Origin of the sequence: Actinotignum stranguriae, from assembly GCF_051265215.1 — a bacterium.
GTDB classification, from domain to species: domain Bacteria; phylum Actinomycetota; class Actinomycetes; order Actinomycetales; family Actinomycetaceae; genus Actinotignum; species Actinotignum schaalii_C.
In genome coordinates this window covers 1-12,239 of sequence record NZ_JBOZCJ010000035.1, presented here as the reverse complement: position 1 = coordinate 12,239, position 12,239 = coordinate 1, and the positions used below count along the sequence as shown (strand labels likewise).

Below are 12,239 nucleotides of genomic sequence, written 5' to 3'. Positions count from 1 at the left end.
GCAGGTCGGGCGCGGGCGGCTTCGTGTGAGCGGCTACGGGCAGTACGCGTGAGTAATGGACGGGGCGGCCGCGCGCGGAACTCTGCTTGGGCCTTGTGGCTAGTATAGCCCCTCAAGCTGATTCGTGCACACGAATCTTTAGCTTGCTCCACGCCACTCGTGGCGTGGAGGTTACGCGCAGCGCTGAGCGGGTTGGCCGGGGCGGGTGGCCGCGTAGCGGCCGGGCGCTCCGATTTGCGCGCGCCCTGGGCGCGCGCCTGCGGGGCCGCTGGGTGTGGTTGGGCGGGTGGTGGATTGGGTGTGCAGAGGGGCCGGGTGGCGCGTTCTCATCCGTGCCAACTTTGTTGGCACGGGCCTCGGAGGTCCAGGGGCACGGGTGCCCCTGGCGGAGTGTGAGGCAGAGCCTCACCCCACCCGCAAACAGCCAGGGGAAGGGTAACGCGTGGCGTGGGCAGTGCGAATTGTTGCCAAGTTTCTTGTCGGGGTCGTGTGCGTGCAAAGCCCCCTAGTTAGTAGCACCGCAAAAAAGAGCGGCGCAGTGATGTAAGGAGAATTTTCGTGGACGAAAACATGGACGCTAACGCGATGACAAGCAGCGCTGGATGCGCGAGTAAAGAGGTGGAGGCGTTGCGTGCGGCCGAGCAAGAACGCTTCACCAAGCGCCTTGGGGCAGGTGTGCGTTTGCAAGAAATAGCGGCGCGCTTGCGCGTGCTTGAGGGTGAGTATCGGGGTGCGTGGACGCAGGCTTTGAAGTCCGGGTGGAGTGAGCGCGAATTAAAAAACTATGGGCTAACTGCGCCGGTTCAACCGCGTAAAAAGCCGCGCGCCAAACGCACGACTAGTGCGAGCGCAGACGCGCACAACGTGGAGCAAACAAGTAGCGAACAAGGTGGCGCGATGTAGTTCGTTGCGAAATGCACGGCGGGCGGGACCCCGTGCATGTGGGTGTCCCGCCCGTCTCGCGTTTTAGCAACGCGATAGTTACATGAGTGCGTTGCCGTGCTCGCGCGGATCGCTTGCTTCACGCGCGCTAAGAGTGCGTGCTGCGTTTACCGCTCGGCTCACCGCAGTGAAGATCGGAGCGGCCGCTTGGCGCTTATAGTTCGCCGCGCAATACGCCCGATACTCGGCCCGCACACTCGCCGCGTCGTCGGTCCATGCCGGGTCAATTTGGTGACAGTAGCGTGCGTCTTCCCTACTGCCTAACAAGAGTGCGCGCACCAGTTGTGCACTGCCACGTAGCTGTGCTTCGCGTGGTCGGTCTTCACGGTAAGCAGCGCTTGTTTCGGATCCGGGATACGCAAACAAGGACGCGCGAAAACGGCTCGGAAGGAGCGCATCCACCTCAGGATCAAGGAACACTATCGTTCCCGCGCTCTCATAGGTTGCGGTTTCAATACCCGGGGCAAGCACCTCCACGCGCTCGGGTGTTTCACCCCGGTAGATAGGTGGAACATACCGCACGTTCACGCTCTCCTCACTGGTGACGTCATCCGCGTCTGCGGTCTCAAGATCACGCGCCACGGGTTCGGTTTGTGCATCGACGTCGGCGCTCCACCCGGGCGCTACCTCGTCGAGATAGGCGGCGTCTTGGCGCGAGTCGAGGAGCAAGGCACGGGCGACTTGCCCGCTCCCCGCAATGTTGCCGGTGTGCTCAATATCCAGGTCTGGGTAGGCATACAAGGCGGGTTCGCCGGGTTCAGGGAAGATCCTATGATACGGAAAGCCGACTTGCTCGTTGCGTTCTTCGTCAAGGAAAGTAACGACGCTCTCACCGTACTTCGCAATGAATACACCGGGCGCGGCCTCAGTGAGCGCGCTGCGCTCGACACCGTCGTAGAGAGTAGGGATGCTCGGTCGTATCGTGGCCGCTGGCTGTTCGTCGTCTACATGATCGGCGACGTCGCCAGTCACCTCCACCGCATCGCTTAGCTCTCTTTGCTCGCTGTGGTTATCGGTGGCCGCTAGCGTTTTACTTTCCCCTTGGCCCTCGTCGAGTGGGGTGCGGTGGACGAGTGGCTGCGCCACCGTGCCCGGTGCGTGGGTGAGTGGGTCGGCCATGGCTTCCAGCTCGAGAAGGTCCGCGACAAACAGGTGTGTTTGCGCGTTGCTTGTTAGGCGCGTGAGGGCTTGGCCGTTTTGGTTGCCGGCAACAATCCCCAACACCTCCCAGGTGTATTCGCGTGACTCATATCTAGCGACGGCCGGGAGGGTTTTCCAATTCTCGATAGTGTCTATCGGGGTTGGTTTGGGTGGGAGGGGGATACGCGGCCAGCCGGCTAGCCCCTCGAAGAATCCCTCGTGTTCCTCATATTTAATGCCTTCCCGGAAACGCGCCTCTTGTTCGCGGTGGGCTTTGGTGTCTCCTTGGTCTTCGAGGGCAAGAGTGATTTCTTTCGAACGGGTACGCACGGCCGCGTACTCTGCCTCGTGTGGGAAGGCTTTGGTGGAGAGTTCTTGGGCGCTTTGGGCTTCTTCCCGTAGGAACTCGAGGTTTTCTTTTTCTTCCTCGAGACGCTGGGGAAGTCCAGCGACGAGGTTTTCTAGGCGTTGGATGAGACCACTTTGGCCGCGCTGCAAGATAGAGAGCGGGATACCGGCCCGTGGCCCATACCGCACTTCTTTCAGGTCCACGGGTGTGAAGATGATAGAGACATCGGAGACCGTGCCTAGGCGGCTGTCGGCCTCAACGCGGGCGATATCAAGTTCGATGCCACCGAGTTCTATTCTCACGCCCCGGGGCACGGAATACGTGCCGCCCGTGCGGCGTACGTTCTCGATGATGTAGGGCGATATGCGTGCGGAGACGGCCCGTGAGAGGGCCTGGGCGGCCGCGGTCCGCTCCGTAAAGGTGCCTAGGTCGATACGGATCGAGAACCGATCCCCGCTCGTATCACGTATGTAGCCCTGGAGGTGATCCAACGTGGCGATGGTTTTCTCGCTCGCCCGAATGCGCAGGTCGAGGGTGCGGGTGTCGTCGATGGCCCGGTTACGAGTCCTCTGCCAAGACGAGTGCAGGGCCTTGTATTTTTGCAGGGTTGCGTCCACTTCGCATTTCTCGAGCAGGAGCGGGTTTCCGGTAGCGATTGCTTTCGCACGCCCGGCCTCCATCTCCTCCGGCGAAACATCCTCGACAGAGCGCGTACCAGTCTTGTTGGTCATGATCTGCGCGATCGAGCGCGCCTTACGCTCATTCGTCTGCCACATATAGGCAGCAAACGAACCCGTCACCACATACCTATAATTGTAGACTTCCGGGTTTTCATTGCCTTGGCGGACCATACGTCCGTCGCGCTGGGTAATGTCGGTCGGCCGCCACGGCACGTCAAGATGGTGGGTGGCGATGCAGCGTTTTTGGACGTTCGTACCCGTGCCCATTTTTTGGGTTGAGCCAATCAAAACCGCAACCCTCCCCTCACGGCAATCCCGGAACAATTCTTCTTTTGCTGCATTATTGGGTGCTTCGTGGATGAACCGCACCGAGCCTTCCGGCAGACCCAGCTCATAGAGTTCGCTTCGGAGCGCATCGTAAGTATTCCACCCAGGCTTGGGTGTGTCGTAGTCGCAGAAGACCAGCTGCAACGCCCCCGGGATAGCGGATTCTTCACCATCGATGCCGCTATAGCGGTTGTCTTTAGTCTGTTCCCAGATCCGGTAGATGTTACGGGCGGCAACTTCGCTGACGGGGTGGTCGATAGGTTCGCGGCCGCGCAGCCGAAGGTCAAGCGCACCAAGCCTCCCGTCAGTACTCAAGGCGAGCATATTGTCGTTGCCGCTGCTCCCCGCGGCAATGCGATCAGCACGCCTCGCGATATCGTCCATGAAGGCTTTCATGTTTTCTCCGCCGTCGATGGAGACGATTTGCGGGGCGCGCTCACCATCCGCGTTTGGCGCAAGCAGGGGGATGTTGAGGGAGAGTTCGGCCGATGTTTTGACGTCGGCGGCGATACCCCACAGGCTCAGGAATTCGGGGAGGTTGTGGAAGCGTGAGATGCGGGTACGCATGCGGAATCCCCCGGAGGGTGAGATTTCAGCTTTGCGTTCCGAGCGGGTGAAGGTCGCCGCGAACGCGTCGAAAGGCTCGATACCGGCGTCTTTGAGCACGCTAGGTGCGAGGTATCGCATCATGGTATGTGCTTCGGCCAGGGAGTTGGAGATGGGGGTGGCAGTGGCGAGGGTGCAAATCCTCCCACCCGGATTCTTGGCTCTCAGATAGTGGAGTTTCATGTCCAAATCGGCCGTGTAGGCATTACCGTCGCCGGTACCGATACCCTCAAGTTTCGTGATGATTTTGAGGTTTTTGTAGCGGTGTGCTTCGTCGGCGATGATGTAGTCGATGCCGGTTTCCTCAAACGAGATACCGGGGTCGGTGGGGTGATCGAGTGCCTTTTTCAAGGTACCTTCCAGCGAGTTGATTTGGTTGGTCATTTCGTTGATTGTGGAGGAAGAATCGCTGGCCTTAATCGCTTCTTCCAGCTCATCAATGCGCGCCTCGATGTATTCTGCTTGGGTCTTATTTGAGCAGCCCAATGCCTTGAATTGCTCGTGGGTCATGACGACGGCATCCCAGTCGTTGGTGGCGACTTTCGCAACGAACTCGCGCCGCCCGCTTTTGGTCAGATCATCCGAGGTAGCGGTGAGCACACGCGCTGCGGGGTAGGTTTGCTGAAACTCCGAGGCAAACTGGTAAAGCACGTTCGCTGGCACCGTGATGACGGGTTTGTGGATGAGTCCGAGGCGCCTTAGTTCCATCGCCCCCATAATCATGGTCTTTGTCTTGCCTGCCCCGACCTGGTGGAATAGCCCGACGGATTCTTGGTAGATCATGCGTGCCACGCCAGAGCGTTGATGTGAATACGGGGTGATGTCTTTCGCCAGACCCGGGAGGGTGAGTTTTTCGCCCATGCCTGTGTAGTCGCGGGGCAGATATGAATTGAACATCTCGTTGTAGCGGGCCTCGAGCCGTGCGGCGCGCTCGCCGTCTGCCCAGGCCCATTCGGTGAAAGCGGTGGCCATATCGTCCATTTTCTGGGCGACGGAGGCGGTTTCGGCGCGGTCGATGAATTCTTCACCGTCAATGGTTTTAGATTTCACCGTGATAGGGGTGTGATTGAGAAGCGCCTCAAAAATCTGAGTGCCGCTACGGCGTTCCGTGTTCCATATGCGGCGGGCCTTTGCGGAAGGCTGGTAGCCGTCCTGGACGGCTTTCCAAGCACCGGTAACCGGGTTATAGCCAACCTGCCCGACGCGCTGTTGGTGCCACCCCATGACGACCTCGGAGTAGAAGGCGTGGTGGTCGGCTACGCTTATCCACGGCGCCCCCGGGCTGATCTCGATATCCGATAGGGCGAGTGGTTCGGGCATGACAGCCTTGAGAGCCGCGATATTCTCGCTCATGCGGGCATCGGTTTCGAGTGCGTCTTGGGCGGCCACCACCTTGGCGTGGATATTGCCCGACAGATAAGCGCTGCGCTCTACCAGCTCGCCAGTCTCTGGGTCGAAGAAGGTATGCTCGCGCAAGCCGGCCGTGACTTCCTCATCGGCCAAGCCGGTGAGATAGCCAATGTATTCGGTGTCGACTCGGCCTTTCTCAACCATGCAGATAGCCAAGCCGTCTTCGATAGTATCGGCACCCAGGGGTTTGAAGGTGATGCCGATTTGGCGGCGCTCAAGGATCCCGGCCGGGCGTGCCGTGCGGGCGTCTTTATCGAAAACTTCAATAGCCATGGTCAAGGCCGCGTCCGGGTCAGAGCGGAAGACCCGCACCGCAGGTACGTCAACCCAGGAGAGTTTTTCTTCCCCGGTTTTCCGGTCCGTATACCAACGCTCCCGCTGGGAGTTGAGTGGACCATACTTGGCCACATACGCTTCATATGCGGCTTTGAGGCGGTTGCGCGCTTGGGTGAGTGTGGGTGGGTTTTCCTGGGTTTGGGACTCAAACTCCACCAGCGCCCGCACTTGGTCACGCAAATCAAGCAACGTCGTGAGTTGAGCGGTAGCGTTTTTCGCAACCTTCACAGGCTTGTTACCACTTGCGGTGTAGCGCTCGAACCCAGCCTCGGTCTTGGTGATGCGGCCGAGCTTTTCCTGGTCGACCGGGCGCAACTCAATCTCACCCTCGTAAGCGTCTTGTCGTGGGGCGAATACAAGACCGGCCTCCCTTGCTTGGGAGGTGATTGTGGCGAGGGTGGTGGCAAGTTGCCCCTCCAGCGCATCTATATTCCCACTCACGCTAAGCGCCGGGCCGTATTGGTTGGTGGTTTCTTCCCACTCCCCCAAGACATGCTCCGCGTGGGTGTGGAAGTATTCATTCACAGGAAACTCACCCGCACCAATAGTGAGTGGGTGGGTGTATTCCCAATCGAAAGGCTGAGGTTCTTCGCCTTTTTCCCGCCGCCGGAAGATCAAGATGTCGGAGACGACATCAGTGCCGGCCATTGCCTCATGCGTGCCGGCCGGCAAACGGACAGCACCCACAAGGTCGGCCCTAGCGTAGAGTTCGCGCCGCACTCCCGGGTTCTTCGAGTCCATCGTGTAGCGCGACGTTAATACGGCGACGATGCCACCGGGCCGCACCTGCGCTAGCGCTTTACTCACAAAGTAGTTGTGGACGGTGTGGCCACCGGGGTTATAGACCGGGTCATACGGGCGGTAATTACCGAAGGGAACGTTCCCGATAGCCGCGTCGAAATAACCGCCTTCGTCAAGGTCAGTGTCCGTATAAGACTGTGCTCGTATGTCGGCGTTGGGGTAGAGCCTGGCGGCGATAGCGGCAGGGGTCGGGTCGATCTCAACACCCACCATCCGCACCGCTGCTGGCGCGGTGCCGATGAACATCCCAACACCGCAGCCGGGTTCCACCACCCGCGCGCCCTCTACCAGCCCGAGGTTGCTCAGCGCGCCCCACAAAGTGCGGGCGATGGTCGGGTTGGTGTAGTGGGCATTCGCTGTGGACTGTAACGCCCTCTTATAGGAGTCTTCGTCTATGAGGGCTTGTAAAGCTTCGCGTTCGTGCTTGTAAGTGTCGGTACGAGTATCGAAAAGCGTGGAGAGGCCTCCCCACCCGGAAAACCGCGCCAACACCTCCTGCTCGGAGCTACTCGGGGTGCGATCTTCTAGTTGGGTAAGGAGGCTTAGCGCGGCGAGGTTCGCTTCTATCCGGGCTTTCTCACCGCGCGGACTAGGCTGGTTGGTTAGTTGGTAAGCAGGCCGGCTTCTTTCAGCTCGACCGCCCAGGGTTGGGGATGGTAATACTCGGTTTTCAGGTAGAACGGTGCTTGTTCTATCAAGACTTTCTCCACCGCTTCCCAGCTCAGGATGAACGGGTCGAGGTCGTTCATCTCGTGTTGATTCTTGAATGCGTCCTTGAGGTAGGCCAGGGTGAATGTCGCTTGGAGTTCTTTGGACTCGAAGCCCATCACCTCGTCGACTAGGCGGTTCAACCAATCGCGAGCCGCTTCCTCGACCCGCATCTCGGCCTGCTCGATCATTTCGGCTCTCATCTCGGCTATCGCTTCCGGGTCCTCCAGCTGATCCCCGCGTAGTGTCCAGTCCGACATATCCCAGTATTGAGTCATCCATTCGTTGGCGAGGATTGTCGGCAAGGGTTCGGGAAGGTCCTGACTCTTCCAAATCGCCAAGGATTCCTCCTCCTCGTAAGCGTCCATGATCGCTGCCCGCTCGTATGCTGCTTCCATCCGGGCTGTCGCTGCTGCCGTCTGCCGGGCCGCTACTTGATCGACCCAGTTCTCGCTGGCTGGCGGGTAGGCCGCTAAGAGCGCCTGCTCGAGCGTGTTCTGTGTCTCCAGCATCGCTTCGTTGACGTTCGCTTCCAGATTCTGGCGGGTTTCCTTGCCCATGAGAGTCTCCTTGAGGAGTAGTGGTTGTCGTGTTGAGGTAGAAGGTCAGGTCGAAGAGGGCTTCTTGCCCACTCGAAACAACTGTGCGTCGCACCATAGCTAAGTGTCTCCATCCTCCCGGGCGCTACCCGGGAATTGTTTTTTGGGGTCACTAGTTAGTGCGTGTGCAAAGCACACCGGCTTTTCCGTTTTAGGGGTTGCGGGCCGCGGCTGCAATGAGTGGCGTGAACATGAGGATGATCAGGATGGGGAACAGGATGGTCCACATAATCCCCCGCAAAATCCCGAAGAAGATGCCGTGCATGTAAATCTGGTAGCCGAATACAAGGAAAAAGAACACGAAGTACCATCCCCAGCTCGACCCGTACTGGTCGGGCATGGAGAAAGGCGCCATGATCGCGAACAATATTCCAGTAAACAGGAAGCCGGTGCGGTAGTGGCGCCGAATCCACGAAAACGTGCGCATGATTCGGCTCCTCGGGCGGGCTGGCTCTGGAATGTAGACGCTGGCGTCGTAGGTCGGGTACCCGTATGCCAGGTCTGGCGGTAGTGGCGGGTAGGTGTTGGTTGATTGGCTCATTTTTCTATTTCCCCTCTCCCCAAGGCTGGTTGTGATACTATACTACAATAGGCTTGTGGGGTTGCTCCTACCTGCTATTTCGTGGTTGCAATAGCTCCAACTCGCCATACTTCCCTGTCTTTGACAAGGCGGAAGTTGTAGAACGCCGTCGTGGGGTTTCCTTTCCAGCTGCTCTCGCTCGTCGGGGTGATGGTTACTTGGCGGTCGGCATAAGCGACATCGACGGCTGCGGCTGGTGGGGTTTGTCCCCACAGTGGCTCGACGGCAACGCTTGTGTATGCGTCGTTTGTTTTGAGGGTTTCCCAGGCCGCTCCCCCACGCACCTGTGCTTCTTCGCTGGGTTGGAGAGACTCAGTGAGATAGGGACTCGCACGCTTATAAGCGTCGAGCGGGCTGGTATCGGTTCGGGAGTCTTGGCATGAAAGCAAGAGCGCGACGGTGTCAGCGACGCTTTCCGCATCCGCCTCGTTGACGGTCGGTGCGTTTGTGAGGCAGCGTGGCATCATTGCGGCCGGCGACGCCGGAGCGGGCATGGTCGGTGCTGTGTCTGGTTCGGGGTGGGTGCAGCCAGCGGCCACCACAAGCACCAGCGTCGCAAATAAACCGATGGTTCTGTTTTGTGTTGTCATTATGGGATCCTTAGTGCTTGCGGGAACATGCGGTCGGAGGCTTCTCCCCACCCGAGTGGGTAGGTATTCACACCGTATCCTGGGGCTGCGTCAATAAATTCGCCATTACCGATATAGAGCGCGACATGCGTGATGTAATCAACATCGGGGTCGACGCTTGTTGATTGGAAAGCGAGGATGTCGCCGGGCTGGAGATGTACGACGTCGGCGGGCACATAAGTGCCACCAAACTGGGTGGCGCTGTAGAGTGCGTTTTCGCATTTACGCCGGGCCGGTGTCTCACCAGGGATAGACATGGGTAGGTCAATGCCGCGTCCGTTCTTATATGCGGCCCACACTAGCCCGCAGCAATCGAAACAATCGGGTCCCATGCTCCCGCACGCCCCGCTGCCTTCCCCGCGGTAGGGTTTGCCGCGTTGGGAGATAGCCCAAGCAACAACGCTTGCGTTTGAGCCACCCGCAGCGGCGGGTGCGTAGCGGGTCACCGCTAGATTCTTGATTTTCTCTACGTAGTTCATGGTTTCCGGGTAGGGCGGGATACCACCAAACGACTGGACAGCGCCCAGGCCGGCGTTGTATGCGGCCAGGGCGAGATCGACGGGATCACCTTTCGCATGGCCTCCTTCCACAAGGCCCCGCGCGCTGGCAAGGAGGTCACACATATAATGCCCCTGGCTCCAGATAGCATCTTGCGGGTTGTTGACATCGGCGACTCCGTCCCCGTCGCCATCTTTACCAGCGCCTGCCCAGGTGGTTGGCATGAATTGCGCGATACCAAGGGCACCCGCGCTAGATACCGCGCTCGGGTTCCAGGCTGATTCGGCTTCAATCTGCGCCGCAAGCAAAGCCGGGGTGATGCCTTCACAGATACCACCGGCGCGTGCGACCACGGCGGCGTATTCGGGTGGGATATTACTCGCAGCCCCAGTAAGGCTCGCGCTGCCTTTGCTATCGCCGCCCAGCAGGATAATCATGAGCGGGGCAAGCAAGGCAAGGAGTGCGGCTGCGCCTATATAGATAGTGCTTTTCACGAAAAGGCTCCTCTTAGTAGACGGTGATTGTCCCGGAATTCACAAGCCCGTCAGCGCTCACAGACCACGAATAGGTGCCAGGTTCCATAGTGATGCTGGCTTCGAAGGAGCCACTACCGGCGACGGTTTGGGATCCGAGTGATAGGGAGCGTCCGCCGACGGTCGCGTAGACCGAGACCGGGACCGCGCCGGTCGTGCTCACGTTCGCGCTGATGGTGACCGAACGCCCGCTAGAAGTAGCGCCGGCGGAGAGGTCGGTGACGAAGGCCGGCTCCGGGACCGGTGCCGGTTCAGGCGCGGGTACGGGCGCGGGCACTTCCTCTACTGGAGGCTGGTAGCCCGGTTGACGCTCTACTGGCTCTTCATGCCCGCCTTGAGGCGCGCTCCCGCCCTCGCTCACCGGGGGCGGCGGGGGTGCTGTATCTGCTGGCGGCGCTGGCACGGCTGGCGTTGCCGGCAAGGCTGGCGAAGGCGCTTCGGACGGAGTGCTCCGCGGGTGCGGCGTTGCCGTAACACTAGGCACGACTGGGGAAGGATCGGCCACATCGTCGGTGCTGGTTAGGAGGAGGTGTGCGAGGTATCCAGCCGCTAACGCCAAGACCAAAGCAACAATCGCAGCCAAGAATTTTAGGACACGGGAGCGTCTGTCGCCCTCCTTGTCATCACCGGAAGTAGCGTTTTCTTCCGCCGGTGGGGTGGTGGGTGGGCGCTGAACCACCGGCAAACTCACCGTGTCCGTTAGGCGTGCCGAGCGGAGTTGATTGCTCAAGCGCTGGTTTTCTGCCCGTAAGTCTTCAAGAATGCGGGTTTGCTCTGCTTCTCGCATTTTGGCTTTCTCGAGGGCAAGCTCAGCAGCCGTAAGCTCCGTGTGTAGATCCCGCACCTGACCAGCCACCGTGTTGCGTTCGCGCTTCAAGCGGTCTTTATCCGCCTCAAGCGTCTGTGCGTATTCGACGCGCTCGTCTAACACCTGACTGAGTCGGGTTTGTTCTTCACGGGCTTGTGCAAGCTCAAGACGCATAGCCTCAGCCTGTTCACCCTCTTGCGTACCTTCCTCTATCTCACGCCGAAGCGCTTCTAACTCTTGGCGTTCGGCTGCGTGCGCGTCTCGCTCTGTGGCCAGGTCTTGCTCGGCCTGTTGGAGGGCCGTGGTTTTCTCTACCAGTGCGGTTTGGGTTTGCTTGAGTTGGAAGAGAGCATCGCTCAATTTCTCACGGCCTTCTCCTTGTTGGGTTTCTAGCGCCTTTGCCCGGGTGGTCTCTTCTTCAAGCCGCCTCGAAAGTACCGATACCTGGACTTGGGCTTGCTCAAGCTGCCCCGCAAGACCACTGTTGGCGGTCTTGAGTTTCTCGTTTTCTTCTTTTGCTTGGGCTAGATCTTGCTGGCAGGCAGTGAGGGCTTCACGGGTCACCTCGGCATCGCCAAGCGATTGCTGTAAGGCTCGGTTTTGTTCTTCAAGTTCACCTACCCGCAGTTGTGCCGCGTCCAGTTCATTACGCGCCGCGGCTAGTTCGGTTTCTAGTGCCGAGCTAGCGGCCTGGGCCTGCTGTAAAGCAAGGTTATGTGCGGCTACTTGTTCTTCCCACACAGTGCGCTCGCTCGCATAGGCGGCTTGGAGGTCTGAGTATTCTTGACGGACCTGACGAACCTCTAACTCAAGGCCGTCGCGTTGTTCTTCGGCTTGTGTTGCTGCACGCTGAGCACTCTCAAGGCTGGCTTGCAGACCATCAAGCTGAGCAACTAAATAATCGCTCTCATGCTCGTCAATGGCGTGGGAGTTTCTAAGGGTTTCACACTCTGTCTCCAAAGCTCGCTTTTCTAGGAGCAGGCTGGCGTATTCCCGCTCAAGGAGACGCAAACGCCCATCTTCTAACGTGCCCACAGGGGCGGGCGGAGTGGCATCAGTAGTTTCCGAGTGTACTGGGACTTCTGACGACGATGCACCCTCCCCCATGGCCGCATCGGCCGGCGGTGCTGGCAGGGCTGGCACGGCTGGCAGGGCTGGCACGGCTGGCACGGCTGGCACGGCTGGCACGGCTGGCACGGCTGGCACGGCTGGCACTGCTGGCACGGCTGGCACGGCTGGCACGGCTGGCACGGCTGGCACGGCTGGCACGGCTGGCACGGCTGGCACGGCTGG

Annotated in this window: 8 protein-coding genes; 2 read left to right on the top strand and 6 right to left on the bottom strand. The window is 59.6% G+C overall.

Annotated features, from left to right (window positions below; translation table 11 throughout):
- Positions 1 to 558: 558 nt before the first annotated feature.
- Positions 559 to 903, top strand: a complete 345-nt coding sequence (locus ACRQEG_RS09240; RefSeq protein WP_284905823.1) for a hypothetical protein — start codon at positions 559 to 561, stop codon at positions 901 to 903.
- 78 nt (positions 904 to 981) lie between these two features.
- Here ACRQEG_RS09240 and ACRQEG_RS09235 read toward each other — a convergent pair whose 3' ends face one another.
- From ACRQEG_RS09235 to ACRQEG_RS09210, 6 genes are all read right to left on the bottom strand, one after another.
- On the bottom strand, positions 982 to 7,080 hold the full coding sequence (locus ACRQEG_RS09235) for a helicase-like domain-containing protein (RefSeq protein WP_284905822.1): 6,099 nt from the start codon (positions 7,078 to 7,080) through the stop codon (positions 982 to 984).
- 113 nt (positions 7,081 to 7,193) lie between these two features.
- The gene (locus ACRQEG_RS09230) at positions 7,194 to 7,859 is read right to left on the bottom strand and encodes a hypothetical protein (protein WP_284905821.1); all 666 of its coding nucleotides are present in this window, start codon (positions 7,857 to 7,859) and stop codon (positions 7,194 to 7,196) included.
- 190 nt (positions 7,860 to 8,049) lie between these two features.
- A complete protein-coding gene (locus ACRQEG_RS09225) occupies positions 8,050 to 8,325 on the bottom strand; it encodes a hypothetical protein (protein WP_274733749.1) in 276 nt (91 codons plus the stop codon).
- 188 nt (positions 8,326 to 8,513) lie between these two features.
- Positions 8,514 to 9,068: a hypothetical protein gene (locus tag ACRQEG_RS09220; RefSeq protein ID WP_274733751.1), complete on the bottom strand. Its 555-nt coding sequence runs from the start codon at positions 9,066 to 9,068 to the stop codon at positions 8,514 to 8,516.
- Positions 9,068 to 10,099, bottom strand: a complete 1,032-nt coding sequence (locus ACRQEG_RS09215; protein ID WP_284905819.1) for a transglycosylase SLT domain-containing protein — start codon at positions 10,097 to 10,099, stop codon at positions 9,068 to 9,070. The genes ACRQEG_RS09220 and ACRQEG_RS09215 overlap by 1 nt, the downstream gene beginning before the upstream one ends.
- Positions 10,100 to 10,112: 13 nt before the next feature.
- Positions 10,113 to 11,957 carry a hypothetical protein gene (locus tag ACRQEG_RS09210; protein WP_284905818.1) on the bottom strand — a complete coding sequence of 615 codons (1,845 nt, stop codon included), beginning with the start codon at positions 11,955 to 11,957 and terminating at the stop codon, positions 10,113 to 10,115.
- Positions 11,958 to 11,994: 37 nt separating this feature from the next.
- Between ACRQEG_RS09210 and ACRQEG_RS09205 the strand changes: the two genes are divergently transcribed.
- The coding region (locus ACRQEG_RS09205) for a hypothetical protein (RefSeq protein ID WP_435733864.1) at positions 11,995 to 12,239 on the top strand (245 nt) is incomplete at its 3' end.